The sequence below is a fragment of the Undibacterium sp. GW821-FHT07F11 genome (genome assembly GCF_059418665.1).
Genome location: NZ_JBWKQH010000006.1, coordinates 135,581 through 160,483, shown reverse-complemented (window position 1 = coordinate 160,483; position 24,903 = coordinate 135,581). Strand labels below are relative to the sequence as shown.

Annotated in this window: 28 protein-coding genes; 11 read left to right on the top strand and 17 right to left on the bottom strand. The window is 49.6% G+C overall.

Annotated features, from left to right (window positions below; genetic code table 11):
• Positions 1 to 339: 339 nt before the first annotated feature.
• The 6 genes from AC07OI_RS16370 to AC07OI_RS16345 all read right to left on the bottom strand — a co-directional run bounded on the left by AC07OI_RS16370 (position 340) and on the right by AC07OI_RS16345 (position 3,242).
• Complete coding sequence (locus AC07OI_RS16370) at positions 340 to 774, bottom strand: hypothetical protein (protein ID WP_492704729.1); 435 nt, start codon at positions 772 to 774, stop codon at positions 340 to 342.
• Positions 775 to 810: 36 nt separating this feature from the next.
• Positions 811 to 1,206, bottom strand: a complete 396-nt coding sequence (locus tag AC07OI_RS16365) for a hypothetical protein (protein ID WP_492704728.1) — start codon at positions 1,204 to 1,206, stop codon at positions 811 to 813.
• Entirely contained in the window at positions 1,203 to 1,862 is a 660-nt protein-coding gene (locus AC07OI_RS16360) for a hypothetical protein (RefSeq protein ID WP_495257948.1), read from the bottom strand. The genes AC07OI_RS16365 and AC07OI_RS16360 overlap by 4 nt, the downstream gene beginning before the upstream one ends.
• 64 nt (positions 1,863 to 1,926) lie before the next feature.
• Positions 1,927 to 2,349, bottom strand: a complete 423-nt coding sequence (locus tag AC07OI_RS16355) for a hypothetical protein (RefSeq protein ID WP_495257947.1) — start codon at positions 2,347 to 2,349, stop codon at positions 1,927 to 1,929.
• Positions 2,346 to 2,618, bottom strand: a complete 273-nt coding sequence (locus tag AC07OI_RS16350; RefSeq protein ID WP_495257946.1) for a hypothetical protein — start codon at positions 2,616 to 2,618, stop codon at positions 2,346 to 2,348. The genes AC07OI_RS16355 and AC07OI_RS16350 overlap by 4 nt, the downstream gene beginning before the upstream one ends.
• Before the next feature lie 48 nt (positions 2,619 to 2,666).
• On the bottom strand, positions 2,667 to 3,242 hold the full coding sequence (locus tag AC07OI_RS16345; protein ID WP_492704724.1) for a hypothetical protein: 576 nt from the start codon (positions 3,240 to 3,242) through the stop codon (positions 2,667 to 2,669).
• A 165-nt stretch (positions 3,243 to 3,407) separates the two neighbouring features.
• On the opposite strand from AC07OI_RS16345, the gene AC07OI_RS16340 reads away from it, so the two are divergent.
• From AC07OI_RS16340 to AC07OI_RS16330, 3 genes are all read left to right on the top strand, one after another.
• Positions 3,408 to 3,782 carry a hypothetical protein gene (locus AC07OI_RS16340; RefSeq protein WP_495257945.1) on the top strand — a complete coding sequence of 125 codons (375 nt, stop codon included), beginning with the start codon at positions 3,408 to 3,410 and terminating at the stop codon, positions 3,780 to 3,782.
• On the top strand, positions 3,782 to 4,258 hold the full coding sequence (locus tag AC07OI_RS16335) for a hypothetical protein (RefSeq protein WP_495257944.1): 477 nt from the start codon (positions 3,782 to 3,784) through the stop codon (positions 4,256 to 4,258). The genes AC07OI_RS16340 and AC07OI_RS16335 overlap by 1 nt, the downstream gene beginning before the upstream one ends.
• A gap of 125 nt (positions 4,259 to 4,383) precedes the next feature.
• Positions 4,384 to 5,394: a hypothetical protein gene (locus AC07OI_RS16330; RefSeq protein ID WP_495257943.1), complete on the top strand. Its 1,011-nt coding sequence runs from the start codon at positions 4,384 to 4,386 to the stop codon at positions 5,392 to 5,394.
• Here the strand turns inward: AC07OI_RS16330 and AC07OI_RS16325 are convergent.
• Together AC07OI_RS16325 and AC07OI_RS16320 are read right to left on the bottom strand one after the other, a co-directional pair.
• The gene (locus AC07OI_RS16325; RefSeq protein WP_495257942.1) at positions 5,387 to 7,213 is read right to left on the bottom strand and encodes a phosphoethanolamine transferase; all 1,827 of its coding nucleotides are present in this window, start codon (positions 7,211 to 7,213) and stop codon (positions 5,387 to 5,389) included. The two genes, AC07OI_RS16330 and AC07OI_RS16325, sit on opposite strands and share 8 nt — an antisense overlap.
• 49 nt (positions 7,214 to 7,262) lie before the next feature.
• Positions 7,263 to 7,865: a hypothetical protein gene (locus AC07OI_RS16320; RefSeq protein ID WP_495257941.1), complete on the bottom strand. Its 603-nt coding sequence runs from the start codon at positions 7,863 to 7,865 to the stop codon at positions 7,263 to 7,265.
• 75 nt (positions 7,866 to 7,940) lie between these two features.
• Between AC07OI_RS16320 and AC07OI_RS16315 the strand changes: the two genes are divergently transcribed.
• Both AC07OI_RS16315 and AC07OI_RS16310 read left to right on the top strand, forming a co-directional pair.
• Positions 7,941 to 8,198: a hypothetical protein gene (locus tag AC07OI_RS16315; protein WP_492704718.1), complete on the top strand. Its 258-nt coding sequence runs from the start codon at positions 7,941 to 7,943 to the stop codon at positions 8,196 to 8,198.
• 123 nt (positions 8,199 to 8,321) lie between these two features.
• Positions 8,322 to 9,218, top strand: a complete 897-nt coding sequence (locus AC07OI_RS16310; protein WP_492704717.1) for a hypothetical protein — start codon at positions 8,322 to 8,324, stop codon at positions 9,216 to 9,218.
• A gap of 48 nt (positions 9,219 to 9,266) precedes the next feature.
• Here AC07OI_RS16310 and AC07OI_RS16305 read toward each other — a convergent pair whose 3' ends face one another.
• A complete protein-coding gene (locus AC07OI_RS16305) occupies positions 9,267 to 11,282 on the bottom strand; it encodes an oxidoreductase (protein ID WP_495257940.1) in 2,016 nt (671 codons plus the stop codon).
• A 320-nt stretch (positions 11,283 to 11,602) separates the two neighbouring features.
• On the opposite strand from AC07OI_RS16305, the gene AC07OI_RS16300 reads away from it, so the two are divergent.
• A complete protein-coding gene (locus AC07OI_RS16300; RefSeq protein ID WP_495257939.1) occupies positions 11,603 to 12,145 on the top strand; it encodes a PadR family transcriptional regulator in 543 nt (180 codons plus the stop codon).
• Between the two features lie 216 nt (positions 12,146 to 12,361).
• On the opposite strand, the gene AC07OI_RS16295 is transcribed toward AC07OI_RS16300, so the two are convergent.
• On the bottom strand, positions 12,362 to 13,432 hold the full coding sequence (locus tag AC07OI_RS16295) for a flavodoxin family protein (protein WP_495257938.1): 1,071 nt from the start codon (positions 13,430 to 13,432) through the stop codon (positions 12,362 to 12,364).
• Between the two features lie 233 nt (positions 13,433 to 13,665).
• Here AC07OI_RS16295 and AC07OI_RS16290 point away from each other — a divergent pair, with 233 nt between their 5' ends.
• Both AC07OI_RS16290 and AC07OI_RS16285 read left to right on the top strand, forming a co-directional pair.
• Positions 13,666 to 14,115, top strand: a complete 450-nt coding sequence (locus AC07OI_RS16290; protein ID WP_492704713.1) for an OsmC family protein — start codon at positions 13,666 to 13,668, stop codon at positions 14,113 to 14,115.
• Positions 14,116 to 14,139: 24 nt separating this feature from the next.
• Positions 14,140 to 14,727 carry a superoxide dismutase gene (locus AC07OI_RS16285; RefSeq protein WP_492704712.1) on the top strand — a complete coding sequence of 196 codons (588 nt, stop codon included), beginning with the start codon at positions 14,140 to 14,142 and terminating at the stop codon, positions 14,725 to 14,727.
• Between the two features lie 79 nt (positions 14,728 to 14,806).
• Here AC07OI_RS16285 and AC07OI_RS16280 read toward each other — a convergent pair whose 3' ends face one another.
• Together AC07OI_RS16280 and AC07OI_RS16275 are read right to left on the bottom strand one after the other, a co-directional pair.
• Positions 14,807 to 15,760: a hypothetical protein gene (locus AC07OI_RS16280; RefSeq protein WP_495257937.1), complete on the bottom strand. Its 954-nt coding sequence runs from the start codon at positions 15,758 to 15,760 to the stop codon at positions 14,807 to 14,809.
• Between the two features lie 11 nt (positions 15,761 to 15,771).
• Entirely contained in the window at positions 15,772 to 16,191 is a 420-nt protein-coding gene (locus tag AC07OI_RS16275; RefSeq protein ID WP_495257936.1) for a hypothetical protein, read from the bottom strand.
• A 279-nt stretch (positions 16,192 to 16,470) separates the two neighbouring features.
• On the opposite strand from AC07OI_RS16275, the gene AC07OI_RS16270 reads away from it, so the two are divergent.
• The gene (locus AC07OI_RS16270) at positions 16,471 to 17,445 is read left to right on the top strand and encodes a hypothetical protein (RefSeq protein ID WP_495257935.1); all 975 of its coding nucleotides are present in this window, start codon (positions 16,471 to 16,473) and stop codon (positions 17,443 to 17,445) included.
• Between the two features lie 107 nt (positions 17,446 to 17,552).
• Here the strand turns inward: AC07OI_RS16270 and AC07OI_RS16265 are convergent, their stop codons facing one another.
• Both AC07OI_RS16265 and AC07OI_RS16260 read right to left on the bottom strand, forming a co-directional pair.
• Positions 17,553 to 18,428, bottom strand: coding sequence for a PhaM family polyhydroxyalkanoate granule multifunctional regulatory protein (locus AC07OI_RS16265; protein WP_495257934.1), 876 nt, complete (start codon positions 18,426 to 18,428; stop codon positions 17,553 to 17,555).
• A gap of 33 nt (positions 18,429 to 18,461) precedes the next feature.
• Complete coding sequence (locus AC07OI_RS16260; RefSeq protein ID WP_495258100.1) at positions 18,462 to 19,691, bottom strand: branched-chain amino acid ABC transporter substrate-binding protein; 1,230 nt, start codon at positions 19,689 to 19,691, stop codon at positions 18,462 to 18,464.
• Between the two features lie 185 nt (positions 19,692 to 19,876).
• On the opposite strand from AC07OI_RS16260, the gene AC07OI_RS16255 reads away from it, so the two are divergent.
• Complete coding sequence (locus AC07OI_RS16255; RefSeq protein ID WP_495257933.1) at positions 19,877 to 21,007, top strand: DUF3108 domain-containing protein; 1,131 nt, start codon at positions 19,877 to 19,879, stop codon at positions 21,005 to 21,007.
• A gap of 2 nt (positions 21,008 to 21,009) precedes the next feature.
• Entirely contained in the window at positions 21,010 to 21,756 is a 747-nt protein-coding gene (locus AC07OI_RS16250) for a DUF3108 domain-containing protein (protein ID WP_492704706.1), read from the top strand.
• A gap of 23 nt (positions 21,757 to 21,779) precedes the next feature.
• On the opposite strand, the gene AC07OI_RS16245 is transcribed toward AC07OI_RS16250, so the two are convergent.
• Genes AC07OI_RS16245 through queC form a run of 3 tightly spaced genes read right to left on the bottom strand, consistent with a single transcriptional unit; the run spans position 21,780 to position 24,759 of the window.
• Entirely contained in the window at positions 21,780 to 23,222 is a 1,443-nt protein-coding gene (locus AC07OI_RS16245; protein WP_495257932.1) for a protein kinase domain-containing protein, read from the bottom strand.
• A gap of 12 nt (positions 23,223 to 23,234) precedes the next feature.
• On the bottom strand, positions 23,235 to 23,978 hold the full coding sequence (locus tag AC07OI_RS16240; RefSeq protein WP_492704704.1) for a metallophosphoesterase family protein: 744 nt from the start codon (positions 23,976 to 23,978) through the stop codon (positions 23,235 to 23,237).
• 58 nt (positions 23,979 to 24,036) lie between these two features.
• Positions 24,037 to 24,759, bottom strand: a complete 723-nt coding sequence (gene queC, locus AC07OI_RS16235; protein ID WP_495257931.1) for a 7-cyano-7-deazaguanine synthase QueC — start codon at positions 24,757 to 24,759, stop codon at positions 24,037 to 24,039.
• Positions 24,760 to 24,903 lie beyond the last annotated feature (144 nt).

The window sequence follows — 24,903 nt, the reverse complement described above, 5'->3', positions numbered from 1 at the left end:
CAATTTATGAAAACAAAGGCTAGATAAGGTTTTTTCGACATTTATTCCAAATTCTACCAGCTTTGCAAAGATTTTATTAAGACAATGATGGTAAAAAACATCTGGATTGTATCAAGGTAATTTAATACGGCTTATTGCGCCTGTGAAAGGCATTTATGGAGAGAAATATTTCGTCGCAGATGAACATAGACCAATAACAACAAATGTTGTCTATCTGATGCCCAGAGGAAATAACAGCAGTTTCACGAGAGAAATTTTTTACAATCAGCAATGACTAAAACCGTGCTGCCGAGATAGGAATGTCACCAGGTGCATTCATTCGAATACGTTTGCGGTCAACTATTCCTGCAACATTTCCCTGATCATCGCCAACCGGTTCAGATACACGGCCTCGCCGTTGGCGTCGTCAGAGATAGATGGGGCAAAGTATTCGTCTTTCATTTTGTCGAACAAGGTTTCTTGTGCGGCCCTGACAGTCTTGTCTTCAGCCACAAACGGCAACAGTGGCAAAGCGCGGCCGAAAGGAAAATTGGTAGCGCAGCGATTTAATACCTGTATCACACCATATAACGCGCCCAGCGCCGCAGCCAGCTTGGCTTCACCGTCAACCGGCAATTCTGCCGCCATGGCCGGGCTATTGTGCTGCAGATGCTGGAAATATTCTGCAGCCAATCCATCTGGCACCGGTATGGACTGATATAACTGCAAAGCCCGGTCTACATGAGGTTTATGCAAATTGTGCAGAGCTTCAACTAGTTGATCTATCAGAGGCATGATTTCTTCCGCTATAAAAGTTGGGGATGTCCTGACTTAGTCAGTCAGATTCAAATTGCAGGATTTCTTTTTTCCACCTTGTGCCATGGCAGCCTGATAACGGCTACTCGATGCCTGCCTGGATACGTCCATCAGCGACTCTTTCATTTTCTCTACATCAAATTCTGGCGCAGCCGCAGGCTGACTGGCAGCGATGGTCATTTTCCCATCCTTATTTTGCAGCACATCACCGGTCGCGGCTTTGCTGGCCATGGTTGTACCACCACAACTCATGATTTGCGGCTTGACCGGGGTTGATTTAGATTTTCCCAGCAAATCTATATTGACCACCTTGATGCCGCGTTCAGCAGCCAATTCTTCAGTCAGGGACCCACCCGCCAGGCAAATTTGCACAGTAGCGGCGGAGCAGATCAATAAGAAAATTCTTTTCATAGACCCTTCTCCAGCATTTTTACTTCATAGGAGGGATTGATGATTTCATCACATTGCTTGATCACTGCCAGATAAACAGGTTCATTCTTTTGCGCCTGCGCCTCAGCAATCAGGACAAAGTTTTTTGACTGGCTGATGGAGGATTTGAAATTGATATTACGCCCGGACGGATTAATTTTTTGTCCCGCTCCCAACAAGTGATACTTGAAAAGGCCAAAAACATCTATATCCATTTTTCCTGCGTCCACAAGTACGGGTCTGACAACAAAGCTGATATCTTCAAAAAGTACATTCTCACCTATGGGCCCACTTTTTTTGAATGCCACAGAAAAGTACTTCCCTTGCGTGAACTCGTAATTTGCCGACACTGCGTACTGCTGAGCACGACTCACATTCATCCTGATGAAATCGTCATCCAATTCATCAAGTTTCGATGAGAACGCGTAAAAAGAATAGGGACCACTTACTTTTTTTTCACATTTACGTACCGATCCGCAGATCAGCTTTGCTATTTCTGCTCCTGCTGGCAAACGGTAAATTGTCAGTTCATACTCGTTATGATGCTGCGGCATTTGCGCTGGCAAACTATGTCTGGGCTTGACCACAGATGTCTTTGCATCTGCGGCGGCAACCGGCGCAATCTGTGCCGCCAGCACCAGCGCGAAACTGCAAATGCCAATGAAGATGTGCTTGTGCAACAAAACTTACCTCTGTCTGGATTTATTTAGCACGCCTGAACAGGCGAACGATGCCGTTGCGCATGGACTGCCCAGCTGTTACCAGCGCAAGCAAAAATACCATAATGCAAAAACTGTAGAAGAGCCAGGCCAGATAAGACTTCAATTGCGGGAACATCAAATTGGCCAGAAAGCCGATCAGAAAATAGGTGCTTACCCCAAGCAAATGCAGTCGCGCTACCGCCAGTGAAGGTAGGCGCAAGGCAAAATACAAAGGCAATAATTGTAGTGAACAAAAAATAATCAGGCTGAATACGCGCTGCTCAAAATGAATACTGAGTATGCGTGTAAGACCAATGCCAAATAGCAGAAAAATCACCGCGCTGACGGCAAATAACAGCTGCATGGCACTGCCAGGCAAGGCAGAAAACTTACTCATCGACGGATTAGCAGTAATGGTAGTCATACTTCACTTTCATCAAGTACTTGTTTCCAGGCCGCAAAGCGAGCAAGTTGCTGCATGAAGAAACTCCGGTAAAAAAAATATCGCCCCAGTTCATAAAGAATCAAGCAGATAAAAGCGCCAGGTATCGCCATGACACCCGCACCTGCCGCATTCAAGGCCGTGACCAACAACGCGAAAATCGCAATGGCGCTGACCACGCATAAGACCAGAAAAAACATGGTTGTTAACAGGCGGCGTAATTTTTTCCGCAAAAAAACTTGATACATCATGGTTTGCTTAGTCATTTTTGATAGATAGCGTTTACTGTCAAACCTGGATTATTTTTTAGGCAGCGCATTTGGAGAAATGAATTCTGTCTTTTCTTTCAGCTTGGGCGCCACGCCGTCATCAATGCAAACACTGCGGAATGCAAAACCCTGCGGCCGGCTATCTTCATAAGATTTCAATTCCGCGGGTTGCAGCAAATCCTTGCGCTGAAATTCAGCAATATTTTTCTTGGCGTAGGTGTAAATCGCTTTATAGTCTGACACTTCGTATTTGGCGGCGTTTAACTGATCATAAGCGGTAAAAAAATTACCCTGTACTACGGCAGCATCTTTGCCACACTCTTCCATTTGTTTCTTGCGGATGGCAAGAAGCTCTTTTTGCTTTTCATTGAAGGGTTCCAGGCTGACATTGATTTCCAATTCCCTTAGCTTGATTTGCCTGTCAGTGGCAAAATGTCTGACAAACATCAGGTCAGTCGCGAGTACAATCAAGCGTTGGGAACGTTTGTCATCAAGTGGCTCGCGGATCTCTGGAATTGGATTTTTTTTCTTATCTTGAGCATGGGCAATATTACTAGCATTTCCAAATGCGAAAGTTGCTAACAAAAACAGAGCGAGTTTATTCATTGACTTAACCGAATTTTAAAAAATACATACCCAGCAATAGTTTTTCATCGTATTCCAGTAATTTTTAAGCTTCTGACAGCTCGATCAAAATTGACACTTTCAGTCACAATTGCTAGCATTCGATGAGAAAAGTTTTTTTACCTTCATTTTTATAAAGGTATTTTGATGAGCTTAACAAATATTGCGGAAAAATACGAGAATGAAACAAAAAATTCTGTATTACCCGCATGGAAAAAAGAGTTTTTCCAGACTTTGGCAAAGAACCCCACGGTGAAAACCATCTTTTTGCGTCTGGAAACCCAATATGTGCAAAAAAAACAAGTTCATCACAGGCTGGTTCCGACCATCGCCTGGAAACTTGAATTGCCGGGCTTTCAAAGTAATTCTCCAGCGCAACTTGCCGAGTTACGCCGGGAATTATCTGCCACACTAAAAGTGAACGGTGTGCAGGTTGTCCACAAAACAGATGAATGGATGCGCTATCTCAAAACCCATCATGAAGTGGGCATGTCGTATGCAAGACTGTGTGGCCTAGCCTGATGAAGAAGTTTATATGTGTACTGACTGCCACGATGTTACTGAGTTCCTGCGGCAAAATCTCATCGCCAGCAGTTAGCGAAGGGGTGGCCTCACCGAATATGAAGGTACCTTTAAGTCTGCTGCAACTGGAAATGGCTTGTGAAGACGTAGCGTCCATCATCATGGTATCCATGTCAAATCGTCTCAGGAATGTCGATGTCTATAAGACCCGCAGTTTTGCCCGTTCAGTTGCAGACTCTTTTGACACCCGCTTCCCTGAGCTGCCTGCTGACATACGGTTGCAAACTCGGCGTATTTACATGCAAACGGTCAGTGATCAATACCTGGCTGAGCAAACGGTGATACAGCAGCAGGTAGAAACTTTCCGCCAATATGGGGAGAATAAATTCAGGGATGGCGCGATCAAAGCCTGCAAGCATGGGCTGGCAAATATCCCCCAAGGTGAAGCTTTGCCAGTATTGCAATTAAGAAAATAAGACCTATAGCGTTCAGCAGTCACAAGCTCGTGCAGCAAATGCCTGAGACAACATGTATTATCATGCCTTGCTTCCTGAGTAGCAGGTCAACACGCGATATGCAATATGCGCCAGAAAAATAAAAAATGAATACCCCGAACACGGTCAAATCAAAAATAGACAGCATTCTCAACGAGTTACCCCGCTACGGTAGTTATGTGCTTGCAGATCTTGTTGCTGAGCGTGAGAGAATACGCGCCATACTCGTTAAAATTCTGGAAAAACGGCCAGACGAGCCGCAACTGACAGGTTTTGAAGAAAAAATGGTGGCAAAAGCGCTTAATGTCTACGAACCTTACATTGATGCCGCCATACAACGCAAACAGGCAGGCGAAATCATTATTCGCCCTCTACACACCATAGCATCGATACAGCCTGAGCAAATAGAATCAGGAACTGGTGAAAAACTCTGGATTAAATCAGTGCTAAAAACACGCTATGCGCTGACCATGCCTGATGATCTGATCCTCAAACTCGAAAGTGTACGCGACTGCAATTTCCGCATCCGTATGGAGGAAGGTTTTACTGATCCAGACTTGCCTGACCTTGTCGGGATGGCGCATTCAGAACAATTCAGTCTGCTGCCCGAAGGTTATCTGAGCCGTGATGACGATGGCACTCCCCTGCTGTATGCCACAGCAAGAAGCACTGTACCCCTGTCCCTGGATATGCAAAATGTCGTCAAAATCGAATTCGCCAATCGCAATCACGGTGGTGAATTGTGGCGGCACCCGCAATACCAATTAAACGATGGTTGCTTTACCAGTCTGAATACTCAAGGATTTTTACTGCGCTCAAAACTGATGGCGCATATCTCAAAATCGCAGTTGCGCTATGAAGTCAAATTGTATGATCATGGAAAGCTGATTGCCGAGACGCACAATTTCCAAAGCCGGCAAGCAAAGCATGTGCAAGCTGAAAATGAGAATTTGCTGAGCAACGCAGCTTTGAAAGAAGTCATACTCAAGTTGACTCCCAAACCGGGCTACACGCCTGATGAAGACTTCCTTGAAAAATTTGATGCGACACAGAAGGAATGGATTGTGTCTGCACGAGCAAAAGAGCTGGCCAGGATAGGTATGGATTTAACTACTTAGACCCAGGAGCCTGGTCCCTGGCTTGCAACTTGCCGCAAGTGGCATCCACTTTTCTTGCGGTATTGAAGTCAAGATCGGCGTTTTGCATATCCTGCACTATTCTTGCAGGCTTGACCTGGTATTCACTGGCCAGACTATGCCCTGCAGGAAAGCTGGTAAAACTGATGCCTGCCATATCCAGCAAAGTTGCGAAATTGGCGCTTGTCATTGTGGCCTTGCCTTGATTCTCCAGTAGCTTATTCCATTTGGTAGTATGCGTTTCCCGATAGGCTTGATTGGCCCACACAAAATAAGGGACGCGTAAATTCTCTTCATTCATGGCGCCGTGCCCTATGAATTTGCACTGCGGTGTGGGCAATGTTTCGCCGTGATCGGAACCATAAATCATGGCCGCGTTACCTTGCAGGGCAGTCAATGCCTGTATTATTTCTCCCAGTACATGGTCGGTAAAACGTATGCTATTGTCGTAGGCATTGGACGTTGACTGCATGTCATTGAATTGTTCACCGGTAGCCGCCGCCCTTTCATCACCAATGACAGGGAATTTCTCAAATGCCTTAGGATATCTGGCCGCATAGATAGCGTGACTCCCCATGGTATGCAGGACAATCAGTTTCTTTAGTGATTTTTCCTGCAAAATATTTTTAAGCGGAGCAAGCAAGGCATCGTCATAGACGAAACCAAGACTTTCATCGGATTCAAAATACTGTTGTACGTCAGCTTCTGCTGCGAACAGGGTAGTAACATTATTTAAAAAACTTTTCTTGACCTGGGTAGACAGAAAATAAGTTCTGAAACCAGCTTCCTTGAAAGCAGAAATCAGGGATTTTTGCGTCGCCCCTTCCAGCAGGATATCCCGCCCACTTAAATAGATGGGGATGGATCCCATGGTAAATGCCCTGGGGGTAATCATATCCCGCATGCTGACCAGCTCCCCGTTTTGTTTGGCTTTCAGTAAATTGGGTGAAGTATCCTGGGTATAGCCGTTCACTGTCCAACGGTCAAATCTAGCGGTCTCACCCAACACCAGTACATAAGTTTCTTGCACCGCTGCAGATTCAGTCAGTTTTGCACCAAAACGAAAATTGCTCAGTTTTTGCTCCATGCCATGCATGAATTTTTCTTCCTGCCAAAACATCCACAACCTGATTGGCATGCCGTAAGGGAAGGTGTCTTTCATGGTCGAGAGCAAAGGGTGCAAATTGTCGACGCCAAACAATTTTTCTCTGGCATTCTCACTGACTGTAGGAAAGCGGTTGGCATTCCTTTCTTTGAGATAGCTACTGGCACTCATGGCTCCGATATACCAGCCATAGCCTGCGACGCAGAGCAGGCAGAGTATCAAAAAACCACCGGGCTTGAAACGACTGCGGCGAGAAAAATACAATGCCAGCATCGTACTGACTGCACACAATAATAACCACAGCACTATAGTCTGACTACGTTCCAGCAAATAATTAAGTGATTCACTGCTATCACTGGAAGCAAGAATTGAAAACAGGCTGGAGCCGGATATACCTCCAAACTGATAGGCCACATAAGCTTCGGCTCCAGCCAGTGCAGCCAGTAAGCCTGTCAGTATCTTGACCAACAGACTACGCTTCCATAACTGGAAGAACAGGAAGGAAATGGGTAAAACAAACAAGACGATCTTGCCACCATATAAAGGCAGTGCTGCTGCCTTGACAATGACAATCCCATTGGTAATTGCAAATGGTATTAATAAGAACAGGAAAGACAACAATTCATCAGCCAAACCGCTGCTGAGATGATGCCCTTCCTGATTTTCCTTGTTAAGCTGACTGGCAGGCGTATTCATTTTTTGCAACCCGGTATGGCATTGCCCGCAATACCGGTTTTATGTGTTGTTATTGTTTATTAGCGGTTGATGGTGCAAGCATGCGCAGACGCATGACTGAGTTTTCATTCTTGAATTCAATACCATCCGGTGTCCATGTTCCAATAACGCTGCGCGCCTTTTCCGACATCAATCCAGTATGTCCTTGCAAATTCTCGAAGTAAATGACATTGCCTTTGATTCTATACACACCGCTTAACTGCTTGCTGACTTCAGGCTTGGTATTTGCCCAATCTTTCTTTGCTGCATAGGAAGAAACGCTGAATTGAAAGCTGCGATTCTCTGTCAGGGTAATCTTGTATTCCAGTACCTGTTGCCGGGATTCCGCAACACTCATAAATGTACCCGGGAATATCTTCAGGTCAGGCAATTTTTCGGCATTTTCCACCATCGCTGCATACTCCGGTTTCTCTTTCAAAGGTGTATTCCCCACCGCATCAAGCTCGTTTTTGCTGCCAAAAATCATAACAAGCAGAGCAATGCCCGCTACAAATACCGCAACCAGTACAAACTTGGTAATCAGCCGCATGAAATTCTCTTTCCTGTTATGAGCTAATGAAAGTAAAATTTCATGAGCATTGACGATGAAGCCAATGTTATCATTAGCAGACAAAAACTGGTCGAAAAACCATAGTTTCCGGTTTTTTTTTTGAAATCCAGACAGTACTGCATCAGGGAATCCGGGATTATGAACACCATACTTGTCGCCTTGCTGGCCAATATGATAGGCAATGAAATGCTGGCACCGAACCAGCCACGCCCAAATGGCTTGCCTATGCTTTACCGCTGTGAAGTGTATCCGCAAGCCAAGATCAACCCTGAAAACTTTGACATGGTGGTCACCCAAGGCCTGCGCAATTGTGTGGCACTACGGGAAATGACTTTCCCTGAATATCTGGACTGGCGTGATGAGCAGGTAAAAGCAGGCAAGGAAAAAGCAAGGTAGTCAAGCCGCTAATATTGCGCCAAGCACATACATTTTTACAGCTTATCTGTATTTATCCTGTATTTATTCTGCGTATCAAAAATTATCAACAGATAGACATTTCAATTACAAAGGTCATTATTCGTGCTTTCTGAACATCTGAATGCCAGCATCTTTTCTGAAGCAGAAATAAAAAAGCACTGCGCGCGAATTATTATTGATGGCTATGCCATTGAAGCCAATGATGGCGTTGTCCCTACGGTCGCAGAATGCCTGCAGGCAGAAAATGGTTTGCGTATCGTGGAAACCTATCTGGCCAAGGGTTACCCACGCCAGTATTTCAGCCGCTGTGCCCTGCCCCGTGACAGCAATGATTTCTTGCGGGCATTTGCTATTTCAGACCGGTCAAAAATCAGGTTGTATGGAGACATCCTGGGATTTTCAGTTTTCTTTGGTAATTTGCCCATCACGGTGCTTTTACTCGAAAGCATGCACGATACCTTGGGTAAAACCCACTTTGTCATGACAGAAGACAGTAGTCTGATATCCGATGAAGAACTAAAAGGGAATATCAGCTATGACAATATTGCTGATTATGCCGTCAATGAAAATGAACGCTGGACCATGCTGGAAGTGGCGCTGGCAGCACCGAATGGTGGCGTGCTTGAATTGATAGAGAACCGCCTGAATACGGATACGCAAAAGATCATCCTCAGGCAGCAATTGCGACTGGAAAAAAACAGCCTGCAATCACCACTGTCAAAAATGGTGCGTTATTTCATAGATACGCAACGTATCGATAAGATCGCCATCATAGACCGCTTGCTGAAAGAAATCGGTAGCCCGGTCAGCTTTGCTGAACACTTTAGCGATATCGTGTTTGATGCAATTCGCAAACGTACTTTGCCACCGTCCAAGCTGGCGCTGATACCGGGCCTGAACAAGAACATGGCAGACCGTAACCAGAACTCATGGTCATTGTACCTGGATGCATTTATTTCAGACCAGGATCGTCAGGAATACGAAAAGCTGTTTGCCTGAGAATCTACAAAAAACTGGCAGGGAAACCTGCCAGTTTTCATTCGAGCATTAGATAGTCGCCGCCAGACGTGTGCCCTGGTTGATAGCACGTTTGGCATCCAGTTCTGCCGCTACATCCGCACCACCGATCAGATGGACTGGCTTGCCAGCGGCTTCCAGCATGGCTTGCAGGTCACGCCTTGGTTCCTGCCCTGCACACAGAATCACATTATCAACTGGCAACAATTTTTGCTCACCACCGATAGTGACATGCAAACCCGCATCATCTATCTTGTCATAGCTGACACCGGCTATCATTTGCACTTCACGGTTTTTCAAACCTGTGCGGTGTATCCAGCCTGTAGTTTTACCAAGGCCATCACCTACCTTGGAAGTCTTGCGCTGTAACAGGAAAATCTGGCGTGCAGGTTTTTCCACATCAGCAGTACGTAGTCCTCCCACATTTTTGTAATCAGTATCGATACCCCATTCAGCATAGAATTTTTCCGGATCCAGACTAGGGCTGGTACCGCTGTGGCTCAGGTATTCTGCAACGTCAAAACCTATGCCGCCTGCGCCTATGATGGCAACAGATTTGCCAACCGTTTTCTTGTCACGCAAGACATCGAGATAACTGAGGACTTTGGCATGCTCTATACCTTCGATAGGCGGGACACGCGGAGTAATGCCCGTTGCCAGCACGACTTCATCAAAGTCTGCCAGGTCAGTTGCGTCGACCTTGGTATTGAGTTTCAGCGTAACGCCGGTCAGTTCGATTTGTTTGCCGAAATAGCGCAGGGTTTCATAAAACTCTTCCTTGCCAGGCACTTGCTTGGCGATATTGAACTGACCGCCAATTTCAGAACCGGCATCAAACAGGGTGACAGCATGGCCGCGATTGGCAGCAGTCGTCGCAAAGCTCAGGCCGGCAGGGCCAGCACCAACTACAGCAATGCGCTTGGTTTTCCCCAGAGGTGCATCGACCAGTTCAGTCTCATGGCAGGCACGTGGATTGACCAAGCAGGATGTGACCTTGCCACCGAAAGTATGATCCAGACATGCCTGATTGCAACCTATGCAGGTATTGATTTCATCCGCCCTGCCCTGTTCTGCCTTGCGCATGAACAGCGGGTCTGCCAGCAGTGGGCGGGCCATTGACACCATGTCGCAATAGTCTTCTGCCAGCAATTGCTCGGCAATTTCAGGCGTGTTGATACGATTGGTGGCGATCAGGGGGATATTCACCTGGCCTTTGAGCTTCTTGGTCACCCAGGCAAAAGCAGCGCGTGGCACCTTGGTGGCAATAGTAGGGATACGCGCTTCATGCCAGCCTATGCCAGTATTGATGATTGTCGCACCAGCGGCTTCTATGGCTTTTGCCAGTTGCGTGACTTCTTCCAGCGTAGAACCACCATCAACCAGATCCAGCATGGAGAGGCGGTAAATGATAATGAAGTTGGTGCCCACTTTTTCGCGGATGCGGCGCACGATTTCTATAGGGAAGCGGATGCGGTTTTCATAAGCACCGCCCCATTCATCGTCACGCTGGTTGGTGCAGGCGGCGATGAATTCATTGATCAGATAACCTTCTGAACCCATGACTTCGACACCATCATAACCTGCTGACTGCGCCAGTGCGGCACACCGGACGAAATCAGAAATGGTTTCTTCCACTTCTTCTGTCGTCAATGCATGCGGCTTGAATGGATTGATCGGTGCCTTGATGGCGCTCGGTGCGACCAGGGTAGGCTGGTAAGAATAACGGCCAAAATGCAAAATCTGCATGGCAATCTTGCCACCGGCCTCATGTACCGCCCTGGTGACTATCTTGTGATGTTCTGCTTCTGCTTCAGTGGTGAGCATGGCACCGCCATGCATGGGACGCGCTCTTTCATTCGGGGCAATGCCACCAGTCACGATCAGGCCAACGCCACCACGGGCACGCTCTGCATAAAATGCCGCCATGCGCTCAAAGCCATTGTCGACTTCTTCCAGCCCCACGTGCATGGACCCCATTAAGAGGCGATTGGGTAAAGTAGTGAAACCCAGATCGAGTGGCTTTGTCAGGTGAGGATAAAAAGACATGGCGTATTCCTAAAGAAGGGGGCGTCAAAAAAGGACTTACGCAAAGCCGTTCCAGCAAGGCTGGCGCTTTTGGGAAACATCTCTTGCAAGAGATGTTCGTTTCGTTGGCAGACAACATGTTGTCTGAAACACCAACTACACCACCAGCGACGAAGACAGTGCTTTAGCACGGCTAGGAGCTGCAACGCAGCTGGGGCGGCTTTTCGTAAGTTCTCACAGTTATGCAACTGAGTGCATAAGAGAATACCGAAACTGCTTTATTTATGCAACCAGTTGCATATAAAATGTGTGGAAACCACACCGACTATTTACTCTAAAACATGTCCCTGCCCCACGCCCTGCTAACGTCCATTGCCGAAAAGCCATGCTCGGGCTATGACCTGGCGCGGCGTTTTGACAAGTCCATAGGCTATTTCTGGCATGCGACACACCAGCAAATCTACCGGGAACTGGGGCGCATGGAAAGCCAGGGCTGGGTCATCTCGACCGAGGTCGAAGGCGGGCGGGCAGGTAAGAAACTCATCGATATCCTGCCAGCAGGCCAGGATGAATTGCGGCGCTGGGCCAGCGAAAGCAGTGCGCCGATGAGGTTGCGCGACGACATGATGGTCAAACTGCGGGCCGATGCAGCAATAGGACCGCTTGGCCTGGCAGAAGAATTTGAGCGCCGTCTGCAATTGCATGAGCAAGAGCTGCAGACTTACAAAGAGATAGAAAAGCGCGATTTCTGCGCAGCAAAGCTGTCACACGAACAGCAATTGCGTTACCTGATTTTAAAGGCGGGCATCACCTTTGAAGAAAGCCGCGTTCAATGGACCAAAGAGGCACTGCGTATCCTGAAGGATGGCGCAGAAGCGAAGTGAAGGAACGCAGTTTCCTGCTCTTTCAGGACTTATGCAAAATTGTCCCAGCAAGGCTATCGCTGTGAGAAACATCCCTTGTAAGGGATGTTGGTTACGTCGGCAGTCAACATGTTGTCTGAAACCCCGACTAGACCGTAGCGACGAAGACAGTACTTTAGTACGCGGCTCCCAGGAGAGGAGCTACAACGCAGCTGGGGCGATTTTGCATAAGTCCTACTATTTAGGGCGTGGCCGCTTAACGTCTGCCTGCACCGCCTGCAAACGGCCTGCGCGCAATTCTGTGACTGCCTTGGCTACCGCAATCGCCACGTTACGTGACTCCTGCCGCATGGAGACATCCGCATCCAGGGTTTCATGGCTATTCGCGTAGGGTTCGTAATAGCCTATGTACCTTCCCAATCGCGCCTGCGTACCGGCATCGATAAAACCCATCCAGTCCAGCCAGTCCGATAGCGCGCGGCGTGAGTCATCAACGCCAGCCACATCGCCATGCACGATCAGACCATAGGCCCGGCCAGCCAGATGCTGGGGGTAATTCCAGCCCGCCATTTCCAGCTCCTTGGCTTTAGCGGCTTTTTTACCTGAGGTGGATGTAGGATCGGGATTGCCACCGTCAGCACAGACCAGGCGGTCTATCATCAACTTCAAGGGACTGGGGCTTTGGTACCAGTAGACAGGGGTGATGATGATCACGGCATGAGCAGCAGTCCAACGCTCATAAATTTCTGCCATCCAGTCATTGGTCTGATTCAGCGCATGATTGGGGTAACAGCTGCAGGGCCAGTGGCACAAGGGCATGGCTGTTGAAGCGCAACCCTTGCAAGGGAAAATATTGCGGCCATATTCTGAAGTCAACAAACTCAGGTCGAGTACATCAGGCTGGATATTCGTTTGTTCCAGTTCTTCCCTGGCAATTTGCAACAGGCGAAAACTCTTGGACATTTCACCAGGACAGGTACCGTCATTGCGCGCCGAACCACAGATCAGCAAGACACGCGATGGTGTTGATGCATCGCTCCAGCGAGATTGCGCTGCATCCAGACGATCTTTGGTAGCTTGCCATTCAACCGACAAATCATAATCCGGGTCTGCATAGCCAGCGCCCGCTTTTTGCGTGAACGGGGCCTTGCGTCCTTCGTCATAAGCATGCCAGGCGATTTCTTCCAGCCGGGCTATTGCCGATTCTTCTACCCGAAAAGCCGGATCAATAAAACTGGCGCGATAACGCTGACCAAATTCTTCACGACTGAGCTGGGTTTTTGCCTGGCCTATGCGTATCTGTATCATGATGAATCTCCCTCTTTGTGCAAACGCAGTCAGGTGTGAGAACAGCCGTGCTGAATAGATATGGACAGGTTAAGTGATGTGCAGGCTGCTATCTGTACGTTGCTGCACATTCAGACTGGCCAGCAGATTGACCAACCCCAGCCTCCCTCATTATTTCTTCTGTGCGCCAGCGTACAGATGCCTTTGAGCGGAAGGCATAGTCTATTTACCTACTTTACAAAAAAGGTGCGGCCATGACTGAAAAAACTGCTAGCGTGCATTGGGAAGGTTCAGGTAAAACTGCTGTCGGTAATATCAGCACAGAAACCGGGGCGTTGAAAGATTATCCCTATGGCTTTGCCAGCCGTTTTGAAGATGACAGACGCGGCAGCAACCCTGAAGAATTACTGGGTGCTGCCCACGCTGCCTGCTTCACCATGGCGTTTTCATTTGCCTGTGAAAAAGCAGGGTTTAAAACCACGGATGTCGATACCAAGGGCAGCGTAAGATTATCTAAGCAGGGTGAGGGTTTCGTGATTGACCGTATTGCGCTGACGATGGAAGCGACCGTCGCAGGCATAGACGACGCGCAATTCCAGGAAATTGCAGCGGCAGCAAAACGTGACTGCCCACTGTCAAAAGCGCTTGCCAGTGTTCCTGAAATAATATTGCAAGCGACGCTACGTGTAGATACCACACCATAAAATTGTTCACTGAAGGAATCTGGCATGCTACATACTTTACCCGAACTGCCGTATGCAATGGACGCATTGCAACCACATATCTCCAAAGAAACTCTGGAATATCACTACGGCAAACATCATCAGACCTATGTGACGAATCTGAATGCCCTGATCAAGGACACGGAATTTGCCGAAGAGTCGCTGGAAAATATCATCAAGAAATCTACCGGCAGCATATTCAATAATGCTGCGCAGGTGTGGAATCACAACTTTTACTGGCAAAGCCTGACACCCAGCGGTGGCGGTGTCGCCACTGGTGCACTGGGTGATGCGATCACGACACAATGGGGTACATTTGACAAATTCAAGCAAGAATTTACCCAGTCCTGCATCAGTAATTTTGGCTCAGGCTGGACCTGGTTGCTGAAGCGCTTTGACGGCACGCTGGCCATAGTCAACACCTCGAATGCCGCCACACCCTTGATAGGCGTCGACAAACCTTTGTTGACCTGCGATGTCTGGGAACATGCCTACTATATCGACTACCGCAACCAGCGAGCCGCTTATATGGACGCTTACTGGTGCCTGGTGAATTGGGAGTTTGTTGCTGCTAATTTTGCTGAAACGAACTAGTATCAATGGGTGGTTTTAAAACCACCCATTGATTTTTCAATCCAGATTTTTTAGTCCAGTTTTTTACCCATCTAACAACTCAGATTTTGTGCGAAGCTGATCCCGCCTTCAGCGCAGAGCTGGAAGTAAGTGCAACCAGTCTGGATGAAGGGGTATCAGTCACCAGCAGCAAACCCGCTGTATCATCTCCCGTTTTTTTCGCTGCCAGACTCTTTAGTTCCACACTTTCAAGATGCAATTTTCCAGCCTCAATATTGGCCTTGAATTTGGGGTCGGGTATGGTGGCGATCGATAAATTTGCCTCCCCCTTGCTCAGGCTCGTACCTTTGTAGGAAGAACCTTCGAACAAGCTTTTTGAGCCAACTTTTTCTGCAATTTTCTTTTCACTGCCATCTGCATTGACATGGGTAGATGCCTTGACCTCCATGTTGCGCATCAATTCATAAGATGAGGCTGAAACGGCTTTGAATACTTCATTCAGTGAACCCGTCTCATCGTAGATCGCCTGAAATACTTCCTTGGGTTTGCCATTGATATGTGTGACCTCAGGGTTTTTCAAGATCGTGGGCAATTCTACCAACCCCAGGGTGCGGTCTGCCCCGGCATAGCCACTGAGTGTCATGACCTCGCCTTTGGTGGCAGCAGCAAACCGGGCAGAAGCGTCAGCCCAGCGGCCATCGGTTGCGGCAAACATGAATTGATTCGCCGGATGCTTGCGATCGCTGGTTACTTCATCTATGGATTTGCAATGATGTGCCCTGGCTACCGCTTCCAGATAATCTTCCGACTGCAGGAAACTCGCTACCGGTGTTTTGTTAATGGCGCGTATATCCTCATGATTTGCCACCATGAGTTCAACCAGATCATTGCTGGAAATATCCTTGTGTACCATGCCGCCATACAGCAGTGTGACTTGCCCGTCAGAAAAGACTGAGACCTGATTGGCAAGATCCTTCAATGAATCTGGCGTACGATAATCTTCTGGATGATTTTGCAGCAACTCTATGGCTTGCTGATGACTCAAACCTGACATGAGCACCTCACCTAAAAAGTAAATTGCGCGATGTGGGCAGAATAGGCTGGCGACAAGGAGCCATCCCGGTATGCCCGCAAGGCATCTTTCAAATCTGCAATGATGGCAGCGCGATGTGTCTCAAACTCGCGGCTGGCATCTGCCTCAAGCTCATGCATGCCCAACCAGCCCCAGGTGGTTTGCCATTTGTCGCCATCCAGGCTTTGTCCCTCACTGCTAAGACGCAGACTCAACAAGATGCCCTTCCAGAAAAAACTGAAATTCTTGTGGGAAGGCTGCTCACGGTCATATGTCATATAGCGCAAATAGATATTTCGCTCACGGTCTATCGCCCATCTGGAAGCGACTGCCATGGGAAACTGCTTATCGATCTCGCGCAAATCATAAGCCAGGATATCGGCTTCTGGAATTCTCTCGTAGATAAAAGACAAACTGGTTCTCCTGATAAAGGGGTCTAAAAGTCCAGGGCTCAGGGCATAGCTACTGAGCCCATTTTCTCACAGAAGCTAATACCAAAATCTTATCTGCTATGCAAATCCGCTTACACATTGTTGCGCTTTAATATAAAACTCGCAATTACTTGATTGACACGACTACGCCTGTCATGCACCATCCATTTACTTTAATGCATCATGCTCCCTGATCTGCATCTGGTACCGCACCATGGGGCGCAGCCATATCAATCTCAACAACCTCCACCCAGCGACCACATGAAAAGCTCAATCTCCTTCAAAACTCTCAGCCTGCTTTCCGTCAGCCTTGCATGCCTGGCAGCGCCTGCCCTGGCTGCCGACTACAGCCCCTATCCTAAAGCAGGTGTGTATGACGCCAGCGACAATGGCTTTGAACGCCTGTTGACAGTAAAGCCTGACGGTAAATTCACGCTGGAAGTGGCAGAGAAAGGTAAACCCGGTAATTTGCGTAGCGGCGCAGGTGAAGGAAAACTGGCTGATGCCCCAGGTGGCTGGAGTTTTAGCGAAGGCCGTTGCAACATGACCCTGAAACGCGCTGCTGGTGGCATGCAATTACATGTAGAAACCTGCGCCAGCGCCTGGGGCGACGTGCCATTTGATGGCAAATACAAATACCACGGCGAAGAAGTTGCTGCGGCACCCGTCAAGCCTGCACCAGCGCCTGCACCAAAAGCCGCAGCACCTGTCGCTGCAACAGTTACACCCGCGCCTGCTGCACCCACTACCGCCATGGCAGCAGCGCCAGCACCGGTCCCAACAAGTGGCGCCTTGCCCTCACGCAAGGAATTGATGGAAAAATGGACGAATATTGCTACCGACAAAGTGGCCGGAAAAAGCGTGCTGGTCATGGTCAAATCCATCGGTGGCACCTCGCCAGACACTACACTGGAAGCTTATTCCAATGCTGCATTTGTGATAGACACTACCAGTGATTATCAGGCGATTTCTGCTGCCGAAAAGGCCAAATCACCATTGCAGTTAGTTAACATCCCCCTGCCAGCAATCAGCGCCAAGGAAGGGCTGGAATTCGAGGTGGATTGCAGCTACGGCAAATCCAGCAAAGTCATTGCCATCAATGTTGCCAGCCAGCCTAAAGGCAAACCCATGACACGCAAACGCAGTAGCGCCTGGATGCTGGATAACAACTTGCAGGCGGTAGAGATAAAACCGGCCAACAAGGCTAAATGTCCGACCGCACAGGCTGGATACTAAAAAAATGAATGGCACCTGCGGGTGCCATTCATTTTTCTATCAAGAATCTGCAAGCCCCTCTCCTGCATGATATTTCAGGCCAGAGAATTCTGCAGACAATCTTGGCTTTACCTGGTTTTTGTCGTTTTGCCGGTCTTCGCTACCGGCTTGGCAGCAGCTTTGGGTTTTGCTGCTGCTTTTGCAGTAGGCCTCGCAGCTGATTTACTTGCCCCCCCTGCCTTGCTGGCAGGTTTGGCTTTAGCGCTTGTGCCTGAACCGGCTCTCACCGTCTTGGCTGCCGTGCTTTTACTGCCAGTCTTCTTTGCAGACGCTGCTTCTGTCATGGTGCCGCCTGTTTGCTCACCTTCCATGGCCTTGCTGACAGCTTGCTTGAATTGTTCCTGCAACAGCCCCCACCAGGCGGCAGGATTGACAAAAGGCGTACTGGTATCTGTTGCTTCTGCAGTGGATGAAGCAGCGGCAGACTGAGCAGATTGAGTTGTCTCTTCTACCTGAGCTTCAGCATCTGTCACAGGTGCGCCTGCTTCCGGTGGCATGTCTGCGCTATCTTCATCAACTTCTTCATCAGGATCGGGCTCAGCGACCTTTGCCTTGCCTACATTTGGATGCATGGGCCAGTCGGCATTACTGTTGGCGTGGGTTGCCGCTGTAGCTGGGTTTGCAGCAGAAACCGCCTGCTCTGCCATAGCACCGGCCTGCTGCGCATGCTGGGCAAAACTTTCACCCAGGGATTGCAGGGCAGCCAGGGTCGCACGCTGCACTTCCAGGGCCTGTATGGTTCCACGCAGCATATTCATGTTGACGGTCAACCAGGATTCTACCGTCTTCAAATCCTGAATTTTCTTGTCCAGCTCATCCACCGACATCGGCGGTGCCACCATGCCGGGCACTTGCATATTGCCCCAGAGTTTTTTGACGAAAGACAGGGTATCGCCCATGGCATTCATGCCGGGGATCTCAGAACCAGAAAACGGATTACTCATACGATTCTTCCTTAGTATTTTCAGGGTTACAGATTATTTCAATTTAAGCATCTTGCATGAGCTGGGCAAGGCCGTCAATCGCGCATCGAAATAACGCTCAGTTTTAAAACCATAGCCACTACCTTCGTTATCAAAACGCACGCCACTCTCGCCCTTCTTTTGCATGACCGAAACGTACAGCGGCTGTATCAGTTGATGGTCTTCTGCCCGCATGAGGGCATCATGGAAGGTATTCTTGTATTGCGCACCTTCCATCGCACGGGCAACTGCTGCGGCTTCGGTGGTTCTGGCTTTTTCTATGGCAGTAACCAGCATCTCCACCATGATTTGCATGCGCAGATGCACATAATCATCGCGCGGATCAGGATAACGCTGACGGAATTGCTGGTAAAACGCATCACTGTCAGCACCACCGGCATTGGGATGCCACTCAGCCACAGCGCGTACCCTGCCCAGGCCGGCATCACCGAGTGCCGCCGGTGCCCCCAGGCCATTGCCATAGAAAGTATAGAACTTGGTCGTCATGCCAGCATCCTTGGCTGCCTTGACCAGCAGGCTCAGATCGTTACCCCAGTTGCCAGTAATGACTGCATCTGCACCGCTGGCCTTGATCTTCGCCATATAAGGAGCAAAGTCCTTGATCTTGCCTATGGGATGCAGGTCTTCACCGACGATGGCGATATCCGGTCTTTTTTCTGCTAGCATGGTGCGCGCCGATTTATTGACCTGGCGGCCAAAGCTATAGTCCTGGCCTATCAGATAAATCTTTTTGGCGCGGCTGTCCGCCCTGATGACTTCGGTCAGCGCATGCATGCGCATGTCGGCATGGGCATCGAAACGGAAATGCCAGTAACTGCACTTTTCATTGGTCAGTGCCGGGTCAACCGCGGAATAGTTGAGGAAGAGTACGCGATTATCCGGTGCGCGTTGATTGTGCTTGTTGATGGCATCGACCAGTGCCAGGGCAACGGCCGAGCTATTGCCTTGTACGACAAAGGGAATATGCTGGTCTGTCAGGTGCTTCAGCGCGATCAAGGAATCTTCCACGCCCTGTTTATTATCAAAACTGCTTAATTGCAGGGGATGATTGCCGTCAGGCAGGCGCACGCCACCACGGGCATTTACCCTTTCTATGGCAATTTGCAGGTTTCTCTGCACCGCTTCGCCAGCATTGCTGAAAGCCCCGCTCAACCCATCTATCATGCCTATGCGGATTGGCGTTGCGGCGCTACCAGGTGAAGCCGCGTGGGTGCTGCCCAGCATGCATAGTCCCAGCAAAACGGGGAGGTATCGTTTCATGAATCTTGTTATTGTCGCCGGCATCAAAGCTATCCTGTCATGTCCACTACATCCTGCAAACAGCAAGCTGCTGCAAAAATTGCTATTTTACTCCCTGGTAAAATCAGTCTGGTCATCCAAAACTTATCGACTGCGTTTACACTAGCAGGATGAACGCTACTGCCCCTCAATTTGATACCAATTTAATCACACGCCAGAATATGCTGTTTTTGACGCTGGCGGTATTGTTACATCTGTTCGTCTTGTCTGGCCTGGGCGGGGATGTCATGCCGGACAAGCCAAGACTGCAGGAAAACCCTATTGCCGTACAATTCAAGGACATCCCTGACCAGGCCGAACCAACAACCGCCAGCAGCAGTGCCAGGCCTGGCCCGGTAGCGGCACCTGAAGCCGAACCGCTTGCTACAGTAAAAAAAGCCGCAACGCCTTTACCAGCAGCGGAACCTGAGCCTGCCCCCGTACCAAGCGCAGACGCACCCGTGGAAGTAAAGGACAATACGCCTGCCCTGCCAGCAGAGACCAAGCCCGAAGTCAAAGCAGAAGACGCCAGTGGTCAGGTCAACAAAGACAGCACAAATACTGAAGGGCCACAAACCTACCCCGTACGTGCGCCACAGACAGGCAAAATCAGCATGCGCATTGTGCGCACAGAACCGAACCGCAGCCCTGTTTACGGCGATGGCGAAATCAACTGGGAATTCAAGACTGGCCGCTACAAGATGAGTGTGGAAGCATCCCTGGATTTGTTACTGACTTCTGTCAACCTGTATCAGATGCGTAGCGAAGGCCTGATTGATGTATATGGCATTACACCGGCGACCAGTTCAGAAAAGCGACGTAACCGCAGCGAGACCGCAACGCACTTTGACCATGCCAATAAGTCCGTGAGTTTTTCCTCTTCCAACAAGACGGCGGAAGTGAAAGATGGTGTTCAGGACAAGGCCAGCTTCATCATGCAACTGGCTGGTATAGGCTATGCTGATCCTGAAAAATTCCAGGCAGGACGCGAAATCCGCCTGCAAGTGGCAGAGGAGCGCGATGTCTCCACCTTTGTTTTTATCGTGACTGCCTACGAAGAAGTGGAAACCAAGGCGGGCAAGATCATGGCCTGGCATGTAGTGCGGCCACCCCTGCCAGGTTCTTACAATTCCAAACTCGAAATCTGGCTGGCACCGGATCAGTACTGGTACCCGATACAAATACGCAATACTGAAAGTAATGGTGCTGTGACCACACAGACTGCCACCAAAATCGTCAGTGTCACCAATATGGAAAGATAATCATGCGCAAGTCTATTACCGTGTTCGCCCTCATGCTATCGGCATTGGGCCTGAATGCTCAGACCATGGCACAAGGACATGAAGCTGCGGTCAAATATGCGACCAGGCTGCCGCCACCGGTGGAGCTGCAATACAGCATCAAGGCCAAACAAAGCGGCTTGCCACTGAGTGGTTCAGCCTCGGTCAAATGGCAGACTGCTGACCAGAAATACAGCATCATCACAGAAACCCATGCCATGCTGGTGGGCAAAATCCTGGATGCCAGCAGCCACGGTAATATCGATGACTATGGCCTGGCACCCGACAAATTTGTCGAAAAACGCTTTCGCAAACCCGCTACCACGACCAGCTTTGAGCGTGACAGCAAAACCCTGCGCTTCAGCGCTTCCACTGAAACCTATGTCCTGAAAGGCGGCGAGCAGGACAGGACCAGCGCCAGCTGGCAGCTGATCGCCATCGCCCGTGCCGCTGGTGAAGCTTTCAAGGCTGGTTCGGAATGGAAGATGCTGGTCGCCGGCCGCAGGGATGCCGACCCATGGACATTCAAGGTGCTGGGGCCGGAAAATATCAAGACCCCCATGGGCGATATGGTCGCCATCCACGTCAGCAAGGCACCACCAGCCGACTCCAAGGACCAGCAATTGGATTTATGGCTGGCCCCCGGTCTGGAATGGTATCCGGTACGCCTGAAGTTCAGCGATGCCGATGGTGATTTTGTTGATCAGGTTTTGGAAAGCCTGAAAAAATAAGACATGACAACATAGTTAGGCCACTACTTGTCGTGCGCTTTCACGACTGTCACCGTACATTCGGCCTCGGCCACGACTTGTGCGGACACACTGCCCAGATAGCGGCGCAAGGCTGAACTGCCGCGCGAACCGATGATGATGTGATCTACACGATTATTGTGGGCATAGTCGATAATGGCAGTAGCCGGGTCGGATGCTTCGAGCACATGGAAAGTGATCTTGTCGGGATTCAGGTTCAAAGGCCTGGCCCAATGCTTGAGGTCAACCAGTTGCTTGACATGGATGTTTTCACCCTGCTGTATCAGACTCTCATCCATGCCTATGCGGCTGACCTTGCGTATGGTCAGGCAAGCCAGGCGCGCACCTGGTTCGGTCTGCAACATGCGCCTGGTGATATTGCGCAGGCTTTCTGCCAGCGCTTCTGAACCACCGTTCAAATCCAGCGCAGCGACGATGATCGGGGCTCTGGACAATTTATCGGAGAGACTCTGTGATAAAGCTGGTTCAGCAGCATTAATCTGGAAACGACGCTTGAGTACGGACAGATAGCCATCCTGCACCTGCTTGTCTGCCCGCGCCGTCAATTGCAATTGATCGGGATGTTGCAATAAAAAAGCCAGTTGTGCTGCAGTATCAAAGCGGTTCCTTGGTTCGACTTCCAGGCAACGCAAGATAATCTCCTGCAACCATGTCGGTAAATCACTGCGATGGCTGCACGGCGGTATGGGGTCACGGTATAGTCGTTTTTTTAAACCAGCGACTGAAGTAGGGTGACCAAAAGGCCGCTGCCCGGTGGCCAGGTGATATAACAATACGCCCAGCGAAAACAAATCACTGCGCGGTTCATTGCGTACACCCATTACCTGTTCGGGTGAAATATAGGGGCCGGTGCCCATGGGCAAGCGGAATTCTTCATCCAGCAAATCCGGCAATCTGTCATGCCGCGACAAACCAAAATCAATCAGTACTGCCGTACCGTCGGCGCGGAACATGATATTGCTGGGTTTGAGGTCGAGATGGATGACATGCTGCTTGTGCAGGTCCTGCAAGGCATGCGCCACCTTGATACCAATATCCACCACCTCTGTCACTGGCAAAGGCGCTTCTTCAAAACGGCTGCGCAAGGATGCACCAGCGATTTGCTCCATGACGATATACGGCTGGGCATCAAAATCACCGGCGCCGAAGTAACGTGGCACATGCCTGCCCCTGAGCTTGGGCATGATCATTTGCTCGACTTCAAAAGCAACGATGGCGGTAGGATCATCTGTTGAATACAGCAGCGGCACTTTCATAATCAATGCGGGCGGGCAGCCATCATCGGTTAACAGATGGAGGGGGTGACGGTCACGCAAATCTGTCACGTGCCACAAGGCAGCCATGCCACCGGTATGCAATTTCTCTTCGAGGCGATAGCCGTCGAATTCCATGCCGCTTTGCAGCTTGTGATGTCCGGGGCCACTCATCTGTATCCCTGGCTAATTCCCATGTAGCAGCCTGTGTCCCAAAGCTGGCGGCAAGCCAGCAGCAATAATTTTCTGGCAGGCTTTTTCGGTATCGTAGGGAACGCGGTAGTAAGTCAGCTCCTGGTCTTCGGTATCAAAAGTCGCATAACAGGCAGCCGGATTGCCATCGCGTGGCTGACCGGCTGAGCCAGGTATGACCAGCCAGCGCCTTTGCCTGCTCAGCGGTATGCCCTCCTCAGGTGCCGGGGTAAATTCACCGGTCTTGCCAGTCAGGCTGATGTGGAACAAACTCGGCATGTGCACATGTCCGCAAAAGGTAATATTGGCCTTGGTCGCATGCATGCTGCGCGTGGCTTCCATGACGCCATCTATATATTCCCATTTCTCAGGTGCCCAGGCATTGGCATGGACGAACAGCATGTCTTCCCACTCTATGCGGTAAGGCAGTTTGGCAATGAAGTCGAGTTGCTCTGCAGTTATTTGGGCACGCGTCCAGTCCACCACTTTTCTGGCAGTCGGGTTCATGCCCTGACGATCTCCCTGCAACAAACCGGCGTCATGGTTGCCTATCAGGGCCCAGGCCCCCTGCCTGACATAGTCCATCACTTTATCCAGTACCCAGCGGGGATCGGCACCGTAACCAACTAGGTCGCCCAGAAAAGCATAACGAGTCACGTTATGCTTTTCTGCATGCGCCAGGCAAGCCTCAAGGGCTTCACGATTGGCATGTAAGTCTGTAATGACGGCGATCAGCATTGATGAACTTCATTCATGGTGTGTGCTGCTATTCTAATCCCATAAGTTAACAGCAAGCTTACAAGTCAAAGTTACCGCTGCGGTAATATTCATAACCGCGCGCGCGCAAGGCACAGGCCGGGCAAGTACCACAGCCATGGCCCCAGGGATGCATGTCACCACGCTGACCCAGATAACAGGTGTGCGTGTCTTCACGTATCAGATCAACCAGGGCTGAGCCGCCCAGCTGTTCTGCCAGTTGCCAGGTTTGCGCCTTGTTGATCCACATCAGTGGAGTTTCCAGCTTGAGGCGGGTGTTCATGCCCAGATTCAGCGCTACCTGCAAGGCTTTCATGGTGTCATCGCGGCAATCGGGGTAACCGGAAAAGTCGGTTTCACACATGCCGCCAACCAGCACATTCAAGCCACGGCGATAGGCCAGCGTGGCTGCTGTCATCATGAACATCAGATTGCGGCCAGGAACAAAAGTATTCGGCAAGCCATTCTCTTGCATTTCTATGGCAATATCTTCTGTCATCGCCGTATGTGAAAGCTGGGAAATCAAGCCCAGATCTATCATGTGGTCTTCACCCAGGCGGCTTTGCCATTCAGGTGAGAACTGGCGCATTTTTTCTATCAGCACAGGTCTGACGCTGAGTTCTATGGCATGGCGCTGACCATAATCAAAGCCTATAGTCTCTACATGGGCATAACGGGATAGCGCCCAGGCCAGACAAGTGGCAGAATCCTGACCGCCGCTGAAAAGCACCAGTGCCCTGTCTTTAGTGGTTAAATTATTCATAAATAATTGAAAATGAAGGTAAAGCCATTGTAAAAGAATGAAATACTTTGTGTATCAGCCAGTCTTGATGTTATGTTTCTATAGCAAAATATGCTGGGACAAGATTTGTCTCTGCTTCGCAATCCCGCATCATAAGCCAGGTCC